Annotated in this window: 20 protein-coding genes and 1 tRNA gene; 16 read left to right on the top strand and 5 right to left on the bottom strand. The window is 47.9% G+C overall.

Annotated elements, in window-relative coordinates:
• The first annotated feature begins 12 nt into the window (after positions 1–12).
• The 14 genes from RY075_RS19395 (at position 13) to RY075_RS19330 (ending at position 14,148) form a co-directional block, all read left to right on the top strand.
• Positions 13–312: a hypothetical protein gene (locus tag RY075_RS19395; RefSeq protein ID WP_335249020.1), complete on the top strand. Its 300-nt coding sequence runs from the start codon at positions 13–15 to the stop codon at positions 310–312.
• 71 nt (positions 313–383) lie between these two features.
• Positions 384–833: a type VI secretion system baseplate subunit TssE gene (tssE, locus tag RY075_RS19390; protein ID WP_338627907.1), complete on the top strand. Its 450-nt coding sequence runs from the start codon at positions 384–386 to the stop codon at positions 831–833.
• Positions 834–847: 14 nt separating this feature from the next.
• Positions 848–1,318 (top strand): hypothetical protein, encoded by a 471-nt coding sequence (locus tag RY075_RS19385; protein WP_338627906.1) that lies wholly within the window; start codon positions 848–850, stop codon positions 1,316–1,318.
• 603 nt (positions 1,319–1,921) lie between these two features.
• Positions 1,922–3,166, top strand: a complete 1,245-nt coding sequence (locus tag RY075_RS19380) for a GIY-YIG nuclease family protein (protein ID WP_338627905.1) — start codon at positions 1,922–1,924, stop codon at positions 3,164–3,166.
• 47 nt (positions 3,167–3,213) lie between these two features.
• Positions 3,214–4,593 (top strand): VasL domain-containing protein, encoded by a 1,380-nt coding sequence (locus RY075_RS19375; protein ID WP_338627904.1) that lies wholly within the window; start codon positions 3,214–3,216, stop codon positions 4,591–4,593.
• Entirely contained in the window at positions 4,586–5,398 is an 813-nt protein-coding gene (locus RY075_RS19370) for a hypothetical protein (RefSeq protein WP_338627903.1), read from the top strand. The genes RY075_RS19375 and RY075_RS19370 overlap by 8 nt, the downstream gene beginning before the upstream one ends.
• A 54-nt stretch (positions 5,399–5,452) precedes the next feature.
• Positions 5,453–5,665 (top strand): PerC family transcriptional regulator, encoded by a 213-nt coding sequence (locus tag RY075_RS19365; protein ID WP_338627902.1) that lies wholly within the window; start codon positions 5,453–5,455, stop codon positions 5,663–5,665.
• 120 nt (positions 5,666–5,785) lie between these two features.
• Positions 5,786–7,018, top strand: coding sequence for an ABC-three component system protein (locus tag RY075_RS19360; RefSeq protein WP_338627901.1), 1,233 nt, complete (start codon positions 5,786–5,788; stop codon positions 7,016–7,018).
• A complete protein-coding gene (locus tag RY075_RS19355; RefSeq protein ID WP_338627900.1) occupies positions 6,999–7,664 on the top strand; it encodes an ABC-three component system middle component 1 in 666 nt (221 codons plus the stop codon). The genes RY075_RS19360 and RY075_RS19355 overlap by 20 nt, the downstream gene beginning before the upstream one ends.
• Positions 7,639–9,972 (top strand): AAA family ATPase, encoded by a 2,334-nt coding sequence (locus RY075_RS19350; protein ID WP_338627899.1) that lies wholly within the window; start codon positions 7,639–7,641, stop codon positions 9,970–9,972. Before RY075_RS19355 ends, RY075_RS19350 begins: the two co-directional genes overlap by 26 nt.
• Before the next feature lie 445 nt (positions 9,973–10,417).
• Positions 10,418–10,591, top strand: a complete 174-nt coding sequence (locus RY075_RS19345) for a hypothetical protein (protein ID WP_338627898.1) — start codon at positions 10,418–10,420, stop codon at positions 10,589–10,591.
• Between the two features lie 244 nt (positions 10,592–10,835).
• Complete coding sequence (locus RY075_RS19340; RefSeq protein WP_338627897.1) at positions 10,836–12,371, top strand: recombinase family protein; 1,536 nt, start codon at positions 10,836–10,838, stop codon at positions 12,369–12,371.
• The gene (locus tag RY075_RS19335) at positions 12,372–13,277 is read left to right on the top strand and encodes a ParB/RepB/Spo0J family partition protein (protein ID WP_338627896.1); all 906 of its coding nucleotides are present in this window, start codon (positions 12,372–12,374) and stop codon (positions 13,275–13,277) included.
• The gene (locus RY075_RS19330) at positions 13,267–14,148 is read left to right on the top strand and encodes a plasmid partitioning protein RepB C-terminal domain-containing protein (protein ID WP_338627895.1); all 882 of its coding nucleotides are present in this window, start codon (positions 13,267–13,269) and stop codon (positions 14,146–14,148) included. Before RY075_RS19335 ends, RY075_RS19330 begins: the two co-directional genes overlap by 11 nt.
• A 271-nt stretch (positions 14,149–14,419) precedes the next feature.
• Here the strand turns inward: RY075_RS19330 and RY075_RS19325 are convergent, their stop codons facing one another.
• The 3 genes from RY075_RS19325 to RY075_RS19315 all read right to left on the bottom strand — a co-directional run bounded on the left by RY075_RS19325 (position 14,420) and on the right by RY075_RS19315 (position 16,756).
• Positions 14,420–15,676 carry an integrase arm-type DNA-binding domain-containing protein gene (locus RY075_RS19325; RefSeq protein ID WP_338627894.1) on the bottom strand — a complete coding sequence of 419 codons (1,257 nt, stop codon included), beginning with the start codon at positions 15,674–15,676 and terminating at the stop codon, positions 14,420–14,422.
• Between the two features lie 195 nt (positions 15,677–15,871).
• Positions 15,872–15,947: transfer RNA gene (locus tag RY075_RS19320), tRNA-Phe, on the bottom strand.
• A gap of 95 nt (positions 15,948–16,042) precedes the next feature.
• On the bottom strand, positions 16,043–16,756 hold the full coding sequence (locus RY075_RS19315; protein WP_338627893.1) for a DUF554 domain-containing protein: 714 nt from the start codon (positions 16,754–16,756) through the stop codon (positions 16,043–16,045).
• Positions 16,757–16,937: 181 nt separating this feature from the next.
• Between RY075_RS19315 and RY075_RS19310 the strand changes: the two genes are divergently transcribed.
• Positions 16,938–19,073 (top strand): ornithine decarboxylase, encoded by a 2,136-nt coding sequence (locus tag RY075_RS19310; RefSeq protein ID WP_109948523.1) that lies wholly within the window; start codon positions 16,938–16,940, stop codon positions 19,071–19,073.
• Between the two features lie 93 nt (positions 19,074–19,166).
• Here the strand turns inward: RY075_RS19310 and RY075_RS19305 are convergent, their stop codons facing one another.
• A complete protein-coding gene (locus RY075_RS19305) occupies positions 19,167–19,859 on the bottom strand; it encodes a response regulator (protein ID WP_023323736.1) in 693 nt (230 codons plus the stop codon).
• On the bottom strand, positions 19,849–21,486 hold the full coding sequence (locus tag RY075_RS19300) for a sensor histidine kinase (protein WP_109948522.1): 1,638 nt from the start codon (positions 21,484–21,486) through the stop codon (positions 19,849–19,851). The genes RY075_RS19305 and RY075_RS19300 overlap by 11 nt, the downstream gene beginning before the upstream one ends.
• 345 nt (positions 21,487–21,831) lie before the next feature.
• Here RY075_RS19300 and RY075_RS19295 point away from each other — a divergent pair, with 345 nt between their 5' ends.
• Positions 21,832–23,193 carry a 2-hydroxycarboxylate transporter family protein gene (locus RY075_RS19295; protein WP_022651841.1) on the top strand — a complete coding sequence of 454 codons (1,362 nt, stop codon included), beginning with the start codon at positions 21,832–21,834 and terminating at the stop codon, positions 23,191–23,193.
• The last annotated feature ends 8 nt before the right edge of the window (positions 23,194–23,201 follow it).

Below are 23,201 nucleotides of genomic sequence, written 5' to 3'. Positions count from 1 at the left end.
AGATAAAGGAACATGATTAGAGTTGAAAGCATTGAGCAATTAGAAGCATATGTTAACTTTCTAATTGAAAGAGAGCTTTGTGTTATGCCTATTGAAAATTATGGAATAACTTTTTTCTTGGATTCCTCCCTTAAAAAAACTCAAGCGCAGCTAAAAAGTAAACTTGATAATCGTAATTGGGATGGTTGTTCATATCGTGATGAAGAAAGAAATTTATTGATTTTATTAAGTAATGCAGGAACGATGACTAATTGTATTGCCACCGTGTTATCGTTGCATTCGAATTACCTTGAACAGTTTGACTCTTTATAATTAATGAAATAACTAAAGCAATGTTAATGTTGACTAGATAGAGCTCAATCGTAATATGAAGGAAGTGACCCATGAATCAAAGTCCCCCGTCTCTGTGCGAGATGCTTTATGGCAATTTTGTCGGTGGTCTCGACCTTCAGCAGGTCAGTGAAGAAAATCAGGTCATTTTGTCGGTTCTGGACAACATGCAACGGATCCTTAACTGCCGTGCCGGTACTCTGGCACATCTGCCAGACTATGGTCTGCCGGATATGACCACCATTCTACAGGGGCTTCCCGGAACCGCACATAAGCTGATGTCGACGCTGTCTGCGGTCTTGCTGAAATATGAGCCGCGCCTGAAGTCTATTGAGGTGCTACTGCTTGATCAGGAAATTCCTGGTGAACTCCGCTACGCCATAGATGCAGAACTTAGCGGTGTTGGTCTGGTGCGCTATGGCACTGAGTTTATGCCCGAGGGACGAGTGATGTTGAGACACCTGAAGCAACAGCAGTATATCGATACCACAACCCGTCTGTAAGGCCAGATAAAATCATGTCATTTAAATCTCAGTTTCTCGAAAAACTGCAGGCCCAACAACCTGCTCCTGTGTCATCTGTCAGCAAGACTCAGGCCGATATTGCTGAGTTTCGCCTCCGAATGGCACAGCTTCAGGAGCAGATGGACGCGTGGCTGGTGGGTACCGGACTGAATGTGGAGACGCTCAATACACCCGTTACGGACCTGCTGGTTGAGGGGGGGAGATTTGATATTGCCACCCTCGTTCTGCGTATCGACGACCGGTCTGTAAAATTTGTGCCGGCGTTCCTTTATGGTCAGGGTGTGACCGGGTGCGTGGAGGTGACCTTCCATAATGGAGGACTCGTGACGCCTCTGGGGCGATTATTCATGCGGTCAGGCACGGTGAAAAACTGGACCTTTGTTCCGCCTGGTGTTTTATCCCGCCCAGGGCAGGGTTTTGATGAAAGCACTTTTTTTGGTTTGATTCTGGCGCTCCTTCCATAGTGCAACTGGAATGAGCAATAGTTATATATTTTTTTGCCTGTCAGTCATTGCATAATTACCTGGCGAAACAGTTAATGGCTGACGGAGAACAGAGCCACAAAATTACGAAATAAATCACAGATATGGAAATGAGAAAATTAATCTTTCTTTTGGTCTCAGGGATACTATTTTCGACACAGGCTGAAGCAGCGCGTGGAAGGCAGCCCTGCTCAGGTTCAAAAGGCGGTATAGCGCACTGCACATCGGATGGACGCTTTGTCTGTAATGACGGGAGTCTGAGTCAGTCGAAACGATTCTGTTCCGGGCATGGTTCCTCAGCAACCAGTAATCCGGTAAGACCGTCCACTTCCACCCGAAAAACGCAGACGAAAAAGGTGACAACGGCGAAAAAACAGGAGCCGCAACGTTTTGCAGAAAACGACGAACCGGTCAGTACCCAACCCCGACAGCCCATATGCGCTCCCCTCTATATGGCCAGTAAGCCCGGATACACTCATTTACCGATTTGCTCAGGGAACCAGTATTAATCTGATATGGAACAGACTGTCTGCCCGTTGTAAAGATTAAATAAACAGGTTTGCAGAAAAAGGAAAGAAATAAAACATGGCACGAAGAAAAAAAGATGACAATGCTGCGGGTATTATTCTGGTTATTATTGGCATCATTGCCTGGGGCGTTTATGTTGCAGTAAGAGCATTAATTAACCTTAATGAGCAATTTATTGAATCTATGGCGAATCCGGCCGGAATCATCGGTCTGTTCTTTGGTTTACTGATAGCCGTTGCGTTGATAATACGAATTTTCATTTACCGGGGTTTCCGGAAGAAAACAGCAGAACTCGAACAGGCCATGTCGGACCTGGCCCAGAAAGAGAAAGCCTTTGACGAAACGGTCAGTACTGAAGTGGCTCGCGGCCTGTATCAGGAAAAGAAAAAGCTTTCCGGTCAGTGGGATGACTTTCACAATGCCAGAAATAAAACCTCCCGGGCTCTGCAGCGTATTGTGGACTCCGCGTATAAATTCAAAGTCAAAACCCTGCTTTCCGGCACCACGGTAAATAACTGGCAAAGCAAGTACGACCAGCTCAGAAAAGAGAGAGACGCTTATGCTGCTATAAGCGAGAAAATCACCTTTCTGGAACTGGAAGATAATGCCGACTGGGAAGGCGTAAAACAGCAGTTTCTGGATAAGGTCGCCCTGCTTGAAAAAGCGCAGGAAGAAAAAGAATATCAGGCTGAGCTCAAGCGTCAGATGCGGGAAGAGAAACAGCGTCAGGATGAGCTGGAGCAGCAGCAGCGCGAAGCGGAAGAGGAGGAGCAACGCCTTGCTGAGCAACAGCATTTACTGGAAGAAGCTCTGCTCGCCGCTGAAGGTGCGCACCGGGAAGAGCTGGAAAGACAGCGTCTGGAGCTGGAGCAGAAAATCCAGGACGTGCATCAGCAGTATGAACGCGCCAAATCCATGGCCCAGCTCACGAAGCAGGGACACGTGTATGTGATTTCGAATATTGGCTCCTTCGGTGAAAACGTCTTCAAAATTGGTATGACCCGACGGCTGGAGCCTATGGAGCGTGTGAAAGAACTGAGCGGGGCAGCCGTGCCGTTTGATTTTGACGTCCACGCCATGATTTCCTGCGATGACGCTCCTGCGCTTGAAAAGACCCTGCATGACCATCTGGAAAGCTACCGGATTAACCGGGTTAACCTGCGTAAGGAATTCTTCCGGGTCGAGCTCAGCCGGATTATCGATGAAGTGGAACGTCACCATGGGCAGGTTGAATATATTGCTGACCCGGTGGCGCTACAGTATCTGCAGAGTCTCGAATATGCAGAAAGTGAAGCCGCATAAGCCTTAATCATCCTTATTCCCGGACACGTCAGAATGGACAACTGGTCATGAATGACATTACCCAACGTAAGATTAAAACCGGCGGTGACCCGCGCTCGCTACCGGATTATGCCGCCCTGCGTGATGAGCTGAGTAAGCTGACGCATCCGGCTCGCCCGGATGTGAACTGGCGTTATGCGGAAAAACTATGTCTCTCACTGTTCGAGCAGAACGGTGTGGAATTGCAAACAGCAGCCTGGTATACGCTTGCGCGTGCACAGCTGGCCGGTTTATTCGGGCTCAATGAAGGGCTGACGATACTCGAGGCCCTGATAAGCCATCAGTGGGGGGCACTGTGGCCTCAGCCAGTCCATGCGCGCATGGAAATTCTCAGCAGTCTGAGTCAGCGTCTGCAGCAACGAATGCGCTCGCTCCCGCTGAATTACAGCGACCTCAGCCAGTTGTACCGGGCGGAGCAACTGCTTACAGGTCTGGGAGAGGTACTGCAGCGTCTGGAGCTTAAGCATCTGAGTCAGCTCGATACGTTGCGTACCCTGATGCACAACAGTGCTGTCCGGCTGGAAAACAGCGATGGCATAACCACTACCGGGTCTAGCATTCAGTCTGGTATCGTATTGCCTGCCACCGTGATGAATGAGGCGACAGCATCCACGAGAGACTTTGCTGGTGGACCGGATGAAGATACGCCAGAGAGTGCAGTGAAGTGGGTTTACGTTGCGCAACCGGAACCGCAGTCGAATGTGGAAGTGCTGTCGACAATGCCTGTTCCGGTTAAAAAGTGGAAATCCTTCGCTGCCGGCATGTGTACCATGCTGGTGATAAGCATAGTCTCAGCGTGGAGCTGGCATTTTCTACACCGTCCAGACCCTCTACAGACTCAGCTTGCTGCTTCACTGGCTCCGTTCCCTGCACCTCTCACGTCTGAACAACTGGGGATGTTGCGTCAGCAGACTTCGTTACCGCAGGACCTTATCGCACAGACACAGCATCAGCTTGCCCGACTGGATAAGTTGCCTCCTGACTGGGATATTGCATACAGCAGAAAACTCATCGAACAGGTTCAGCTATTGTGGCCGGATCAGGCTAAGACCCTGGTACAGCAGTGGCAGCAGCAAATTAATATCTCAGTACTTCCTGTCGATAAAACGAACGGCTGGCATGAAGGTATGACGCAGCTTCAGGCTCTTGCCGATAAACTGAATGCACTTGATGGTCAGAAGGGAAAATACATCACCGTCAGTGAACTTAAATCGCAGGTCTTTGGCATGCTGACAAGCTTCCGGCAGACCGTGCCGGTGGAAGAACAGCTTCGGCAGTTGAAGCTGCTCCCTGAAGACTCTCCGCAGCGTCAGCAGCAGATTCAGCAGGCTGAGCAGCACCTCCGGGCTCAAGTCTATATGCTGGCGCAGGAAAAACATCGTGAGTGATGTAACAGGAACTGACGGGGTGGGTAAAACACAGCGACACCGTAATCACCGGACACAGTGGACGGCCACCGAAATTACGTTTGTGGAACAACACTATGGTCAGCTGTCTGCCCGTGAAATCGGGGAGCGGCTTGGCCGGTCTGCCCATGGAGTGGCCCGAATCGTTCAGCTTTTAGGTCTGTCCCAGGGCGTCGCACCGTCCTGGTCAGAAGAGGAGCTGGTATTGCTCCGGACCCACTATGCAGAAGGCATAGAGTATGTCATGTCACTGTTACCTGGTCGTTCACGCAAGGCTATCTTCCGGCAGGCGTCCCTTGGCGGGCTCACTAATCGCAGTAGCTGGAGCAGTGAAGAGAAGGCATTTCTGGAAAAACATTACAGAAATCTGCCAACAAAAGAGATTGCCGCCAGACTGGGCAGAAGCGTCAGTGCGGTGAGGGCGGCAGTGGTCAAATTTGACCTTGGAACAGGAAAAAACAGACCCTGGTCGGAAAGGGAATTGGTGTTGATGCAGGCGCACTACAGTAAAGGGATTGATAAAATAAAAGCATCGCTGCCGGATCGTACCCGGGAGGCCATTTTTACCCAGGCCGGAAAAATGGGGCTGACTGAGGCCCGGCTCTGGCAGCCAGTTGAGGATTGCGTATTAAGGGATATATATCCTGAAAGAGGTGTTCCGGGTGTGCGGGAGAGGCTTCCCCACAGGACGATCCCTGCTATCAAACATCGGGTGAAGGCGTTGGGGCTGAGGTCCTTCAAAAGGAAAAAACGGATACCAAGTGTGAGACATGATGTTGGAGGATGAGGTTTCACAAAAGCTGGTCGATGGTACAGGGCTGCCAGTAGCTGGCTTGATGTGATGCAGCAGCATGAGCTGACGGATCATCAGCGTGACCGAATATGTCAGCACAGAAAATATTGTCTTTCCTACGTAAAGCTCATCAGCACCCTAAAGATACTGGATGTGACGGAAATTGCGAGAGCTGCAAAGGCCGTCCAGGAGCAGATGGGATTGAGTCAGCTAGATATAGCGGCTTTCAAGTTGAAAAAAAGAGAAAAAATAACAGATTAGCTGTCCACTGCGGGCGTTCTCCAGACGGGTCAATAAGCAGTCTGGTGTTAGAAATACGTCTTGAAACGCAGTAATATCATTCCGCTAACTGTCTGCTCGCTAACGATAAAAGGAGAGCATGTGAGCCAAGAAGATGATGAGAAGTATCCTGCCAGCGCCATCTCCTCGTGGAGCGGCTTCGTTTATCAAGGGAAAATTGCATTATATCATTCCCTTAAACTGATTCAGGATGGCGACCTGGACTTCGAGCTTCAACTGGATAGTAGTGATGACTTCGCTATTTATAAAAACGAAAAACTACACACCGCCCATCAAGTCAAAGCTAAGATAAGTAAATATCGAAGTGGTTACACAAAAGCGCTGGAACAGTCTACATTAATCGAACACGACAAAATCAAGGGGACAGCGCGTTACTTCCATGTATCTGTCCCACTAGATGAGACTGGCGATTACAGAGGCACTAATGGAGAAACAGTAAAATTCTACCGCTATGGAGACAACTACCATTGTGGCTTGGGTGAAATTGAAGGACTGACCAAAGAACTCATAAAAAAATTATGTGAGAAACAGTCCATCACTGTCAGTGATAACCTTATAAATTTTAACTACTGCCTACTGTCAGAAAAAATTAGTTCTAAGGCAATACACAACCATAAATTAAATCAAGTTGACGGGATCTCAGAAGACAAAGCCGCATACGATGGGCGTATCAAGGCCAGGAATATTTTAACGGAGCTGCTGACCGAAAATCCCTACCAGAATAGGGATTACTATGCAGTTGAATTAAAGGCTAGGCTCCAAACCCATTTAGAAGAAAGATTGGATCAGATGCTACCAACAATGAGTGATGCCACGTATGAGAGAGCCAGACTTCTGAGTGAGCATATTCGCAAAACGCACATCAACGAATTAAAAACCCTGTGCCAGATGATGAAACCATCCGAGCGGTTTCAAGACGTTCAGAAGAACGACATCAGGCGATACACCAAGTTGATACAGGCTATTTCGATGGAGCCTATATTCAACCATCTTCCGCACTATCTTGACAGTGAAAATCGGTTCTACGTACCTACCGCTCTTGACGTGGATGAAAGCGAAGAGTGTGAGTTTGACATGATCCGTGAAATGAAAAACAACGGGGATCTGCTAAGACTGCTTTTTGAGTATAACCATTTAATCGCCAGTAAAGCTGAAGCTTCATTCACTTTTAATACAAAATTCACGAACTCGGATGACTTCGACAACAAGCAAACCACTGAAAACGTTGAGAGTAACATCACTAAGTCGCTATGCATTAGTGTCATAACAAAAGACGACGCGGAGGAACGACTGAATGATAAAACAACTCATTAATGAAGCACTTGTGGCCCATGGTTTTGTGAGTAAACTCGACCTGGACAACACAAGCTTTTATATCCGCGAGTCTGGATCTGCGATCAGGTTCGCAGTCCTACATAATCTTGACGGTCTCTCAGACCCGGCCGAACTTAATAACAGAATCAATCATCTTGCTCCTGAGGAATTTCTCAGAAGCCCAAGCTTTAAGAAAAACTGCGACTTGATTTGTATTCATCGCCTTGATGTTCTGGCCAGTTTTAAGGATCACGAAGAAGAAATCTTCGCAATTGAGGAAGATCCACACTTTTATAAAAAATATGTCCTCTATTACAGTGCTGCGGAGGAAAGTGCAATCACCAATTTCACCTACGACAAACTGGTATCTGTGATTGCTGACAAAAAGGAATTTCTTGAATATAAAGAAAACCCTCTTGTTGCCACACAATACAGTTTTGCTGCGAAGACCTTTATCAAGCTCCCATTCTTAGAGCTACCTAGTCATCAAGGAAACCTTGTGTCCTTGAGGTTGCAAGCAACTGAAGCTGTAGCTGAAGCCAACATGAACGATATATATTCGACTATCCAGCAATTCACAGACAAAAATGCTGACGATTTTATCAAGGAAATGATTCGTAATGAAATGGCAAATATCCAGGATTGAAGTCTCTAGTTTCAAAGCATTCAAACATATTTTGTTGGATCTTGGCGGGGCGTCCTTGCTAACTCTTGACGGCCCTAACGGTTATGGCAAAACAAGTATTTTCGACGCAATCGAGCTGTTGCTTACTGGCCAGGTCAATCGAATACAAAACCTATTCAATACATTATTAACCAGGAACAAAAGAGACTATGCAGACAATCTCTTCTGGAACAGTCGCTCTGGCGATAACGACCTCAGCATTAAGATTGAATTCATTAATGATGGTCGAAAAATTGTTTTAGCCAGACATTGCCCTGCGGAGATATTCAAAAAGCCAGCAAACAATCGTGCAGACAAATATGAAAACTTCAGGCTTTACGAGCTACCAGAATTCGAATCATCTGACTTCACTAAGAACAATTTGCGCGGTAATAGCTTCCTTGACGAAATGTTCGGAAAAAATTTCAGGGAAAACTTCTCTTTCCTTAACTATCTCGAGCAAGGACAAAACCGGCTGTTACACACTCGGGTAGACGATCGTAAGGAGAAACTTGGAAACCTCTTTAACATCAGCGATATCGAAGCCGAGATCGAAAGCTGCAACACTATATACACTAAACTTACAAGGTACATCAACAATCCAGAACGCACGGCAAAAGTTGCATCACTTAAAGAAGAGATAGCCACCCTGAGGGACACCTTGCAGGCAGAGGCTGGGGTAGTTGAGTACAAAAAGCTCTCGACGACTGATGTCCAACCTGGATGGGACAAGGAGATACTGTTCTCATCGTATTCTGCGGTAGACCATGCAGCCTACCAGGAATCAGTTCGTAAGATTATTGCCCTTCTGCCACTCAAAGCTACGATAAAAACTAGGATTCACAACGAGACAATCGATACTGCCATCGAGCGTAACGAGGAATCACTGAGAAGCCTGGCTCGGTTCGGTAAAGACCTTGGCAAGCTTGATGGGCTTGAAGCTATCAAGCAGGATATTGATGAATTAGAGCGTTCAGCAAACATCATCAAACGCGGTGCTAAGGCCATCAAGGTCGAAGAAGCCCGATCACTATCAAACTGGGAAGATGGGCGCCTTGAGTGGTTTGAGTTACAAATTGAATCCCGAAACAGACTAGAGGATAAAAGCAGCACCAACGCGAACGTCGTAGCCGAACTGGAACATCTAAAAAAGCAACTGCTTGACGAACATAAAAAGTCCTATCCCGATGATAAGATGTGCCCCCTCTGTGGTGCTGACTGGAAAGATCACAAATCAATGGTAGATGCCATTGAAGCAAACACTAAGCAGATCTCTGATTCGCTAGGGCAGGACGGTAAAGACTTAGTTATCCTTATCGCTGCTATGGACGCTGAGCTGAAACTCATTAACACCCATATACAAGACCGCCTGAAATTTCTTACGCCTATCTTTGAACCAAATCTTCATATAGCGCTGAGCAGAATTAAGCCTCGGCTCCCGGCAATTATCCAGCTACTGGAGAAGCTGCAAAGCGAACATATTCAATTTACTTACGCATTTACGGAAATTGATGGCGTAGTAGATGAGCGATTTGAAAAACTTAAGGAGATTCTAAGAAATAAAAAACAGGTTGAAGCTGATGCCCTAGCGCTGCCGGAGGACTGGCGGGAAATCATAAACCACGCTTTCAAAGACCTACAGGACTTCTATATAGTCTCGGCAGAAGACCTGAAGGATAAAGAGAAGTATATATCGTTTAAAGCTAATGAGGCCCAACACTCCAGGCTCCAAACCTGTATTACCGATCTTAAATTTATCGAAAAAGAAAACCTAGCAACTCAAAAAGCACAAGATAAAGTCGAAAAGCTACGCAGTACACTTAAGAAGACAGAGCAAAGTTATACCGACCAGACAATTTCGGCTATTGAGTTCATATTCCACATCTACAGCGGCCGTTTGATCCAAAACTACCAGCGTGGCCTGGGCCTGTTTATCGAGAGCCGAGAAGGTAGGCAATTAAGGTTTCTAACTGCCGAGAAGTCTGAACACGACGCAGTGATGTCCATGAGTTCTGGTCAAGTGTCCGCTCTCAGCCTTGCCTTCTTCCTCTCGCTCAACAAAGTCTATTCTCAGGTGCCTCTAATCCTGATTGATGACCCGTCGCAATCCCTAGATGAAGTCAACATTGCATCCTTGACCGATCTACTCCGTTGTGAGCTCAGGCATTGCCAGTTGATTGTGTCCTCCCACGAGGACGATATCTCAGCTTATATGCGCTACCGGTTCAACAGAGCTGGTTTGGCAACAAGTTCGCTCAACATGCAGCTTTTGGCGAAAGAAGCTTCGTAAACGCGACTCATGGCCACCTGGTAGAGCTGGGTGGCACCACTACAGAGGCCTTCGAACAGGCCTCGTCGTGAGGACAGAATTTGTCTGGGGGGCTTTTACTGGGGGTAATGTAATATCAACTATATAATGGAAAATATCAAAGAATGAAAACAGTTGTTTTCAAAAATAAAAAAAATTGAAAACTGATAGATTTCCACAGCTTATTATCGAAAAGGGTTTTTATTCTTGATCGTAACATTTAAATAATGAACAAAAAGGTGTTTGAATGAGTTTTGAGTTACAAGACAGCGGATGTTGATAATTTTAATTTATTGATGGATGACCCGGAGTTCAGTCAGCTGCTTACCATGCAGAGCCGTTGAAACGATACGTTGTTAATAATTCGATGCAACTGAGAAGAACGTCTTCTATTAAATAAAAGGGAAATTACAATGTTCTGGAATTTATGGCTAATTTAATAGCCAATGCGTTACAATTTAGATTAAATTTGCAATTTGATGCTCAAGGTAAAATTATTGCCAGTTATGATTGCTGCGCAGATGTATTTCAAGCTTTGTTGGTGCATCGCTTGCAATCACACTTTTCAGCACATATCTATGATGTGACTAATGCATCATAGCTTTCGTGATATTATAGTACACCTTGTATAATATTGTAAAAATACTTTATAAGTTTTTCTTTCACCTATTCTTATTTTTTGCTACTTGATTTCTTGGTTATTACTTTATGAGTTTAAAAATAGAGGCTCTTTATATATAGTCATTTTTTTAATAACTTCATTAGTTGGATGTGGTAAAAGATGGTTCTGTGAGTTGGTTAAAATCCATTTAAATATAGTACCTTTTTAAGTAGGTATAAAGCCCATGATTGAACCCCAATCAGAAGATGTTATTGCAGCACAATACCTGAGAATGTCGACAGAGCATCAACAGTATTCAATTGACAATCAGCGTGAATACATAAGTAAATACGCAGAGGAGCAGGGGATATCCATTCGTTACACTTATGATGATGCAGGAAAGAGTGGATTAAAGATCGCTGACAGACCTGGGCTATGTTCTTTGCTGAACGATATTTATGATGCGAGAATCACAGTGTCTGTAATCCTCGTCTATGATGTGAGCCGTTTTGGACGATGCCAGGATATCGAAGAGCCAGCCTACCATTCATATATGTTGAGACAGAAAGGTGTGCGTATTATTTATTGTGCCGAGCCATTTTCTGAGTCACAGCCAGAATTATTTATGCTAGGGCTTTCATATTCCCGCTATGGAGCTGCTCATTATAGTAAGAACCTGTCTGACAAAGTTTTCATTGGTCAGGCGAACCTTATCCGTCATGGTTATCATCAGGGAGGAAAAGCTGGATACGGAATGCGAAGACTGCTTGTGGACGAGAAAGGAAAAGCAAAAGATATTTTACGGGCAGGACAACGTAAAAGCCTTCAGACTGAGCGAGTCATTCTCATTCCTGGACCTATAGAGGAAGTTAATGTTGTCAACAGAATTTTCGATATGCTTATAGATGAGAACAAGCCTGAAATTGTCATTGCATCAGAGCTTAACCGACTCAATGTTGCAGCTGAAGACGGATCCAGGTGGACTCGTGGGAAAATACATCACATTTTGACTAGTGAGAGATATATAGGAAATAGTGTTTATAACAGAACCTCATTTCGTCTGAAGGGAAAACATGTTAAGAACCCAGAAAGTGAGTGGGTACGTTGCGATGATGCCTGGAAACCGATTGTCTCACGTGAAAAATTTTATGCTGCGCAGAGAATAATCAACAAGCGTTCGATAAAATTATCTGATGAAGAACTTCTCGAACAATTAAAGAGATTGCTTGTCAGAAAAGGTCGCTTATCCGGAATGATTATCGATGAAGAAGAGCTTTTCCCATCCAGTAGTATCTTTCGCTCCCGCTTTGGTGGACTGATCAGGGCGTATAAACTCATTGGCTATAATCCTAGAGTAGACTACTCGTGGTTTGAAACTAAAAAAAATATTTCCGGAATAAACACTGCATTTAGTGAACAGATTATCCAGACTATCTACAGACTTGGTGGATGGGTAACTGATAGCGGGATGGTTAATCGCTTTTGTGTTAATGAAGAATTCGTACTTTCCATTAATGCTGTCCGATGTCAGCGATTGTCCAGCGGAAAGCTTCGATGGCGTATTTCATTTAAAGATGTCAGTTTTTGCGACATGATGTTATATCCAAGACTTGATAGTACAAATAAGACCATTGTTGATTATTACCTCATACCTGCAATGGATATATTATCCGATTCAATCACTTTAAATGAGGAAAATGGATTTATCCCTGAACTTTACCGTTTTGATAATCTTGAATGCCTGGAGATGATGTTAAAGAGAACTCCACTGGAGGTTTAAATGAGTAGATCCGATAGCGAAGTTGTAGAAATGGTTAATGTTTGCGATGTTTTTATTGCAAATGAAAGGAAAAGGAATCGTTTTGTTTATGAGGAAATTAAAGAAAACATTATAAATCAGGGGCTAAAGAGACCTATAACCATTAGGCCTTACAACATTAATGGATATAAGTATGCACTTATATGTGGACAAGGTCGACTGGAAGCTTTTATTGGTCATGGTGAGAAAACAATACCTGCATTAATAAAGCATGTTGATGAGGAAACAGCTCACCTGATGAGCCTTGCTGAGAATATAGCCAGAAGAAATCCCAGAAATGCTGAGTTCTTCGCCGAAATTCAAAGAATGAAAAACTCTGGTTTGTCAGAAAAAGATATAGGGTCAAAGTTGGGATATACAGCTTCATGGATCAGTAGTGTGTTGGCTTTACTTTCTCAGGGAGAGAAAAGTTTACTTATTGCTGCTGAGTCTGGGCATATCCCATTGTACCTTGCTGTAGACATATCAAAAGCGGCAGATAAAGATGAACAAGCTCTTTTGACCAAAGCATTAGAAGAAGGGCATATAAAAGGAAGTCAGATTAATAAAATTAAAAAAATACTTGAAAGCCGAAGGCATGGAAATAAAGGTAGCATGAGTTCGGCTTATGTTCCTGGCAAGCGAGCCAAGAAATTGACACCACAAGAGTTAGCTGACTTATATGAAAAACATGTTTTCGAGCATCGTGCTGTTGTAATGAAATCACAGGCTGCAAAAGATAAAATAACAGCTGTGGGACATATATATAGTAAGCTTTTAGCAAATCCTGATTTCGTTTCCCTTTTGAAAAAGAATAATATTACTGATATTCCGACAATACTCGGAGAGTTAATGGAAAAACATAAGGATAAAACTCATGATTTCTAAATGTTTTGATAATTATTTTTATGAATTCGATGTGCACGAACTTATTTATTCAAGACCCTTGCCCGTAAATGTTCGTAGTAGCATGAAGTTTAAACAGATAGCTATTACGGTGAGTGAAATCGGCCTGATTGAACCTGTCATTGTTTTTATCGATAATGATGGAACAAAACGTATTCTTGATGGTCATCTAAGGGTTGAGGTATTGAAAGATCTGGGAGTTAAAAAAGTGCATTGCCTCATCTCCTCTGTTGAGGATTCTTATACGTATAATAAGCGAGTTAACCGTATAACAATTGTTCAGGAACAAAAAATGCTACTCAGAGCTGTTGAGGCTGGAGTGTCTGTGGAAAAACTTTGTACTGCATTGGGTGTATCAATACAGACAGTGCAAAGTAAGTTAAGATTGTCAGATGGTATTGCTCCTGAGGTACTGGCGTTACTGGCTGAAAGGAGTGTACCTCAGGCCTTATTTAGCCTTTTGAAAAAATTAAAACCTTATAAACAAATTGAAGTGGTTGATACCCTGTTGAGTATTAATAATTTCACAAAAAAATTTGTAGAGTCCATGTTACATGCAATCCCACCGGAACATTTTGTTGATGCTTATCATGCTCAAGAAGAGCCGAGTGATATTCGGCGACAACTTGAACGATTAGAGAAAGAGCTTGTTTCAGTGCAGGTTGAAACATCAAAGTTGGATGATGAGTACTCAGAAAATACACTTAAGTTGGTGATTGTCAAAGGTCATCTTGAAAGGATTTTGAATAGAAGTGATATCCTTCATTGGTTATATGATAATCATCCTGATTACCTTTCGGTATTTAAACAGATTACCGGAATTGAAAATCTTAATCAGATTATTGAAAAGTGATGTGTTTTTTACAAATTATTTCGAATTTCATTATTAAGAATTTTTTAGAACGATTTAATTTATTGAGAGCGCCAAGATTTACCTTGGCGTTCTCTTCTGTTATGTTGCTCACTGATCTGCCGGTTTCTGTCCTAATGACTTTTGCCCATTCAGCCATGTAACGTTTCGTAATCTATCTAAGGCGAACACTTTTTTCCTAGCAACAAAACTTATCGTCTTGGCCACCATGCAGTATGAATTCCTTTTCCTTGATAAATTTTGTCAGAAATAGCTATCCTGACTGACGTTTCGCATAGTCAAACGGGCTAATTGATTCCTCTCTGTTGGCATCCAGAAAATCAGCCCACCATTGCAACATCAGCCTGCGCTCATCCAGAAATTCCGCTTTATGGATATAAGCTGCGCGGACACCATTTCGCTCCTGATGGCTCATCTGGCGCTCAACAGCATCCCTCGACCACAGCCCTGATTCAATCAGTGAGCTACAAGCCATTGCCCTGAAACCGTGACCACAGACATCGACCTTTGTATCGTAGCCCATCAGCCGCAGTGAGTTATTTACCGTATTTTCACTCATGGGTTTCCATGGATTGTGATCGCCGGTGAAAATCAGTTCATGCTCTCCGCTGATCGTGTGGATCTGCTGCAGTATATTCAGCGCCTGAGTAGAGAGTGGCACAAGATGCTCTGTTCGCATTTTTGAGCCACGATGGGAATACTTGACCCCTTCAATAGGTTTCCGCTCAGGAGGAATGGTCCACATGGCTTTCTTAAAGTCGATCTCAGACCACCTGGCAAAGCGTAGTTCACTGGAGCGGATGAAGATAAGCAGGGTGAGTTTAGTTGCCAACCGGGTGAGAGGTTGTCCTCTGTATTCATCCAGTCGTTCAAGAAGCTCTGAAATGCGATTTAAGGCGAGGGCAGGGCGGTGCTGGCGTTTCACCGTGGTTAACGCGCCAACCATATCCACGGCAGGGTTATAGATGATAATGCCTGACTGGGCAGCATAGCGCATGATTGCAGTGATACGCTGCTGAAGGCGCGATGCAATCTCATAGATCTCTTTGGCTTCGGCAGCCTTTACTGGAACAAGTAAATCGGGAGTCCTGAGGATGGTAATGTCACGTGAGCCAATAAAGGGAAACACATGAGTTTCGAGGCTTTTCAGTATCTTCTCACTATGTGAAGCTGACCATTTTTTGTTGCTCTTATGCCACTGTCTTGCGATTCCTTCGAATGTCTGAGCTGTTTCAGGTACCGACTTTTTGATCCGTTTCTGTTCGCACGGGTCAGTTCCCTCAGCTATCAGCTTCCTTGCCGCATCGCGTTTTTCCCTTGCTTCTGATAACGAGACTTCAGGATAGACACCCAGAGCGAGCGTTTTCTCTTTGCCCAGAAACCGGTAGCGGAGCCGCCAGTAGCGCGAGCCATTAGGGTGAACGAGCAAAAACATGTTGCCGCTGTCGGCAAGTTTATAAGGTTTTTCATCCGGTTTAGCTGCACGGATTTTAGCGTCAGTGAGCGCCATTGGCGGTATCTCCTGATAGTAAAAGGGGTATAAATTTTATCGAATCAGACTATACCCTCAGTTGTACCCTCGCAAGGGACTTGATACGGGCTGAAGTTGATTGAGTTGGGTGGAGTTAAGGGATTGTAGAAGTGTTGATTTTTGAGGGCTTAGAATGCAAAAACGGACCTCCGTGGAGGTCCGTTGATATGAATTTGGTGCCCGGACTCGGAATCGAACCAAGGACACGGGGATTTTCAATCCCCTGCTCTACCGACTGAGCTATCCGGGCAACGGGGCGCATTAAACCCGATCCTCCCTCCGGCGTCAACGAAATTTGTTGCTTTCGGTGCAGACTGCACACTCTCTCACCATTTCGTCGCAAACTTAAGCGAAAAAGTGCGTCCAGAGCGCGGATAGCGGCATCGCGAGCAGGAGGGCAGGGAGCATGTTCACCACTGCAAACGTCTTAATGCCACAGATTCGCAGCCCTGTCGCCAGCAGCAACAGGCCGCCGACGGCGGTAAAGTCTGCCATCATCGCTGGTGTTGTCAGCGGCAGGATCAGCGTGGCGCAGGTGGCCAGCGCCAGTTGAATAAGCAACATCGGCACGCAAATCGCGGCGACGGCGATGCCGAGGGTGGTGGCAAAGATGGTGGCAGTAAAGAAATCCAGAAACGCTTTCGCAATCAATATGCTGGGATCGCCGGTCATCCCTTCCTGCATCGAACCGAATATCCCCGTGCCGCTGGCGCAGAACAGAATAATGATCGCAACGTAGTTTTGAATAAACGACTCGTGCGTGCCGTGCTTCGCCTTGCCCGGTCGGGCAATCAGATTTTTGGCTTTGCCTACCGCGTGATTGATGCCCTTTTCCAGATAGCAAAATTCGCCGATCAGCGCGCCGAGCAGCGTCGCCAGTACCATCACCGGCAGGTTGGCGCATTTCACCACTAAAAGGATACCAATCCCTAACGACGCCAGGCCAAAAATGGAGGGCATGGAGACGCGAATACGCTCCGGCAACCGCTGGCTTAATACTGCCCCAAGTACACCGCCCAGCAATACGGCTCCCGCATTGATAAAGGGTCCAATTACCACGTTTAACTCCTGTTATTTAAGCACTGGCATTGCATCATTATGGCACGTTCGTCCCTGATTACGCTTAGCTTTGGGAGGCGTAACGCATACTGATTCCTTCTTGCACCTGAAAATAAAAGGTGACATGATTGCGCGAATTTTCTCCTTCCTGTCTCACCGCTCGGTGAGGGTATTTGCGCCTATGAAAACCATGAAAATTGCCGTCAGCCGCGAGCTGGTATCCAAAGTTTCTACGCATCGCGAAAAGGTTATGCTGGATAACTCTGATTTCACCGATGTGGCGGCAGTCGTCATTACGGTTGTTGAAAGCTACAGCGGCATTCTCGCGTTGCTGAAGCGTACGGGCTTTCAGCTACCGGTATTTATGTTCTCAACAGAGCCAGGAGAGGTGCCAGAGGGTGTCACGGCGATCATCTCGGGTAAAGCACAGGAATTGCTGGAACTGGAATCTGCCGCCTGCCGGTATGAAGAGAACCTGCTGCCACCCTTTTTTGACACCCTGAGCCAGTATGTGGCGATGGGAAACAGCACCTTTGCCTGTCCGGGTCACCAGCACGGCGCCTTTTTCAAAAAACACCCGGCGGGGCGGCAGTTTTACGACTTCTTCGGTGAAAACGTGTTTCGTGCCGATATGTGCAATGCCGACGTGAAGCTCGGTGATTTGCTGATCCACGAAGGTTCTGCCAAGCACGCGCAAAAGTTCGCGGCGAAAGTGTTCAACGCGGATAAAACCTACTTCGTGCTGAACGGCACGTCGGCGGCCAATAAAGTGGTGACCAATGCGCTGCTGACTCGTGGCGATCTGGTGCTGTTCGATCGTAACAACCACAAGTCCAACCATCATGGGGCGCTGATCCAGGCCGGGGCAACGCCTGTCTATCTTGAGGCAGCCCGTAATCCGTTTGGTTTTATCGGCGGGATTGATGAGCACTGCTTTGATGAGGCCTGGCTGCGGGAACTGATCCGTGACGTCGCGCCGCAGAAAGCCGCCGAGGCGCGCCCGTTCCGTCTGGCGATCATTCAGCTCGGCACCTACGATGGCACGATCTACAACGCCCGTCAGGTGATCGACAAGATCGGGCACCTTTGCGACTACATCCTCTTTGACTCCGCCTGGGTCGGCTACGAGCAATTTATCCCGATGATGGCGGAAACGTCTCCGCTTCTGCTGGAACTGAACGAGAACGATCCGGGAATTTTCGTGACCCAGTCGGTCCACAAGCAGCAGGCCGGGTTCTCACAAACGTCGCAGATCCATAAAAAGGATAACCATATTCGCGGTCAGTCGCGCTTCTGCCCGCACAAGCGGCTGAACAACGCGTTCATGCTGCATGCCTCCACCAGCCCGTTTTACCCGCTGTTTGCGGCGCTGGACGTGAACGCCAAGATCCACGAGGGCGAAAGCGGACGCAGGCTGTGGGCGGAGTGTGTCGAGTTGGGCATTGAAGCGCGCAAGGCCATCATCGCTAACTGCCATATGATCAAACCGTTTATCCCACCGGTGGTGGCGGGGCGGCCATGGCAGGATCACCCCACGCAGGCCATCGCCAGCGAACGTCGCTTCTTTAGTTTTGAACCGGGTGCAAAATGGCACGGTTTTGAAGGCTATGCCCGCGAGCAGTATTTCGTCGATCCGTGCAAGCTGCTGCTGACCACGCCGGGCATTGATGCTGAAACAGGGCACTATACCGATTTCGGCATTCCGGCGACCATTCTCGCCCACTACCTGCGCGAGAACGGCATTGTGCCGGAGAAGTGCGATCTCAACTCCATCCTGTTCCTGCTGACGCCAGCCGAGAGCGCGGAGAAGCTGATGCAGCTGGTGGCGATGCTGGGGCAGTTTGAACAGCATATTGAAGACGACACACCGCTCGCGGATGTGCTTCCGACCATCTATCAGAAATACCCGGTGCGTTACCGCGACTATACGATCCGTCAGCTATGCCAGGAGATGCACGATCTCTACGTCAGCTTTAACGTGAAGGATTTACAGAAGGCGATGTTCCGTCAGGAGAGCCTGCCTGCCGTGGTGATGAACCCCCAGGATGCCAACCAGGAGTACATTCGCGGGAACGTCGAACTGGTGCGTATTCGTGACGCCGAAGGACGCATTGCCGCCGAAGGTGCGCTGCCATACCCGCCGGGCGTGCTGTGCGTGGTGCCGGGGGAAGTCTGGGGTGGAGCAGTACAGCGCTACTTCCTGGCACTGGAAGAGGGCATTAATATGCTGCCGGGTTTCTCCCCAGAGTTGCAGGGCGTTTACAGCGAGAAGGATGCGGACGGGATTAAGCGGCTGTATGGGTACGTATTGAAGTAGGGACCCTCACCCTCTCCCCAAAGGGGAGAGGGGATTGCACGGAGCCGTCTTTTCACCCTCGCCCCTTTGGGGAGAGGGCCGGGGTGAGGGGAGTTAAGTCGCACTACGCCTGTACATCCTTCTCGGATGTCCAATCTTACCGTACAGCATCTCCACCGTCAGAAAACCCACCTCCACGCAGTGTTCCAGATAGCGCCGGGTGGTGGTTTTACTCAGGCCCGTCTCGCTCACCACCTCATCCACCGTAAAACAGTGCGCCGCCTTGTTGTTAAACAGCATTTGCACCCGCGCCAGCGTGTTCTCCTCTATCCCTTTGCTGCCGTTGTCCAGACGATAGTTTTTCGCCTGTAACTGATAGAGTGAATCCACGTTCTGCTGGTCGACAATCTTCCAGACGCGCTGCTGTTCGGCAAACTGCACAAAACGCTCCAGCGACTGGCTGAGCCGCTTCCAGGAGACCGGCTTAAGGATATAGTCAAACGCGCCGTTACGAATGGCCTGGCTACAGGTGTCCATATCGCTGGCGGCGGTGATGAAAATCACCGAACAGTTGGCGCGGGCCAGCATCGGGTTGCTGATAAGGGTGATGCCTTTGCCGTCCGGCAGGTAGTTATCCAGCAGCATCAGCTTCGGCTGTTTGCTCTCCAGTTGTACCTGCGCGTCGGCCAGCGACGCGGCAATCCCCACCAGCCTCAGACGCGGATGTTTACCGATAAGCTCCGCGTGCAGTTGCGCCAGTTCGTTCTCGTCTTCAACAATCAGTACGTCGATAAGTTCATGTTGCATAGTCGGTATCTTCCAGTTCCTGTACGGGGTGCCGGGCCGTTCCCGTGGCGGGAATAAACAGTGAGAAAATGGCACCGCGTGGGGTGTTATCGGCAACTTCAATTGCACCGCCAGCCTGTGTGACATAGCTTTCAATCAGATACAGGCCAATACCATGATCGCCGCGCGTTTTGGTGGTGATGCCGCGCTCAAAGATCCGGTCGCGGATTTCCGGTGTGATGCCGACGCCCTGGTCGGCGACTTCAATAATCAGTTCCTGCTCGTTCAGCTTTATCAGCACGTCCACCGGGGCATGCGGGAGCGGTGCACGCTGGGTCGCTTCAATGGCGTTATCCAGCAAGTTCCCGATGATCGAGATAAGTTCCGATTCGAGCAGCGGCAGGAACGGTTTATCCACCCGGCAGGCCGGATCGAAACTCAGCTCAACGCCTTTTTCACGCGCGCGGGCGGCCTTTCCAAGCAGCAAACCACACAGCGTCGGAGAGCTAAAGCGGGACGAGATAAAGTCCAGCAGCTCCTGAGCGTGTTCCGACTGCGCCTGTATGTAGCGAATTGCCTCGTCATAACGGCCCATATGCAGCAGGCCGGACAGCGTAGTCATGCGGTTCAGCTGTTCATGGCGCATGATGCGCAGGTTATCAACGTAGCGCTTCACCTGGCTGAGCTGGGCGCTGAGCGAGTCGATCTCGTTGCGATCGCGAAAGGTGATCACCCAGCCCTGCAATGAATCTTCCAGCATTATCCGCACCCGGCTGGCAATGACCGTGAGATCGTTAAAGCGACAGATCTCATCGTGGGTGTCTTTCGCAAGCATGGTTTGCGCGTTGAAGAACGGGACGGGCGCGATCACCTGGCTGATGAGTTGACCCCGCAGTTCGCGGGCGGGCTGGCGTAAGCCTAATAATTTACGCGCCGCCTGGTTGATCACCTCAATGCGGAGATCGTCATCGATGGCAATCACCCCTTCATAAATGGATTCCATCATCGCCTTTTGCTGGCGCACCAGCAGGCCGATTTCGCGCGGCTCCAGAGAGAATATCTGCTTCTTGATGCTGCGGGTGAAGAACCAGGAGAAAATAAACAGGGCGATAAGCAGCAGCACGGCGGCAATCAGGATATTAACCACCTTGCTGACGGTGATGGTGTCCAGATAGCTTGTGAGATAGCCTACCGAAACAATCCCCACCACCTGACCGGCATCATTAAAAATGGGCGCTTTGCTGCGCAGTGAAATGCCTAACCCGCCCTTGCGGATGGTGATGGTACTTTTGCCGTGTAATACCTCGTCGTTATCTCCGCCAACCAGCGTTTTGCCTACCCGGTCGGCAAACACGGAGTGGAAAAGATGCAGCCCCTTATTGTCACCAATCACAATAAAACTGGCGTCGCTGCGGGCGGCTATTTTCTGCATAAAGTCATAGATGCCCTGGATATCCTTTTGTTCGACTTCTTTTCGCAGGGTTGGAATAAGCGCAATTTCTTCAGCCTGTATTTTTGCGCGTGCGCTCATTTCCTGATAAAGCTGCCTGCCGACATCGACATAATAATATCCGCCCAGTAATGCGAACAGCACTGAGAAAAAGGCGACCAGCGAAATAAACAGCTTGATCTGAAACGATACTTTCATAACTATCACGCGAGATATCAACAGGTCGGCTGAATATATCATCTTTTAAGGCCAGGATGCCCGCTTTGCAGAAAACTTGTGATCCCTTGCACAGCGCAGCCTGTAAAAGATTTTTCCGAAAGTCTCATCCTCTTAAGGTTAAATGAATAAATGTTATTTCTTTGTTCAGCTAAGAAAAGAAACCATAAAAACCACGGCAATAAATAAGGCATAAATCACATTAAATAAAAGAAACCATTAAAACCATAGCGTCCATTAAAACTTCGCTTTTAATATGCCATCCCTCACATAAAGTAAGCCTTTGTGACTCTAAGCTGAACGCACAAAATAACTAAGGGGCTTATTATGAGCACAACTGACGATTCATTCTCTGTTACCCACGACCCGATTGATATTCAGCGGCCATCGCTCAAAGAGCGCTGGTGGCATATTATGGATACCTGGAAAATCGGCATTATACCTCTGCCGCTGTTCGTTCTGGCGGGCGCGCTGATTGCGATTGATTGCCTGGGCGGAAAACTACCGAGCGACATTGTGGTCATGGTGGCCACGCTGGCCTTCTTCGGCTTTGCCTGCGGTGAATTCGGTAAACGCCTGCCGATTGTCGGCAAGCTCGGCGCGGCGGCAATTTGCGCCACCTTTATCCCTTCCGCGCTGGTCTATTACGGCCTGCTGCCGGATGTAGTAGTGGAATCCACCACTAAGTTCTATAAATCCACCAACATTCTTTATCTCTATATCTGCTGCATTATCGTCGGCAGCATCATGAGTATGAACCGCACCGTGCTGATCCAGGGCTTCCTGCGCATCTTCTTCCCGATGCTGTGCGGTGAAATCGTCGGCATGATTGTCGGCATGGGTGTTGGGCTGGCGCTGGGCCTCGAGCCGTTCCAGATCTTCTTCTTTATCATTCTGCCGATCATGGCGGGCGGCGTCGGGGAAGGGGCGATCCCGCTCTCTATCGGCTATGCCACCCTGTTGCATATGGATCAGGGCGTGGCGCTCGGCCGCGTACTGCCGATGGTGATGCTCGGCGGCCTGACGGCGATCATTATCTCCGGTTGCCTCAACCAGCTCGGGAAACGCTACCCGCACCTGACCGGTGAAGGCCAGCTGATGCCGAATCGCGCCAATGCCGATGCCACCGTCTCTCAGCCTGCGTTCTCCGGCAAAGCGGACGTGACGACCATCGCCTCCGGCGCGCTGCTGGCGGTGTTGCTGTACATGCTGGGCATGCTCGGTCACAAGCTGATTGGTCTGCCAGCGCCGGTGGGCATGCTGTTTATGGCGGTGCTGGTGAAGCTCTGCAACGGTGCCTCTCCGCGTCTGCTGGAGGGCTCTCAGGTGGTGTACAAATTCTTCCAGACCTCTGTGACCTACCCGATTCTCTTTGCCGTTGGCGTGGCGATTACCCCATGGCATGAACTGGTGGCCGCCTTCACGCTGACCAACCTGCTGGTGATTATCAGCACCGTCTCCGCGCTGGTGGCAACCGGGTTCTTCGTCGGCAAAAAGATTGGTATGCACCCGATTGATGTCGCCATCGTCTCCTGCTGCCAGAGCGGCCAGGGCGGTACTGGTGACGTGGCGATCCTGACCGCAGGCAACCGCATGAGCCTGATGCCGTTCGCCCAGATTGCTACCCGTATCGGCGGGGCGATTAACGTCTCCATCTCTCTGCTGATTCTGGGCAACTTCCTCGTTTAAGTTTTCAG

Origin of the sequence: Enterobacter sp. JJBC (assembly GCF_036936505.1) — a bacterium.
GTDB lineage: Bacteria > Pseudomonadota > Gammaproteobacteria > Enterobacterales > Enterobacteriaceae > Enterobacter > Enterobacter hormaechei_C.
This window is presented reverse-complemented; position numbering and strand designations above follow the sequence as displayed.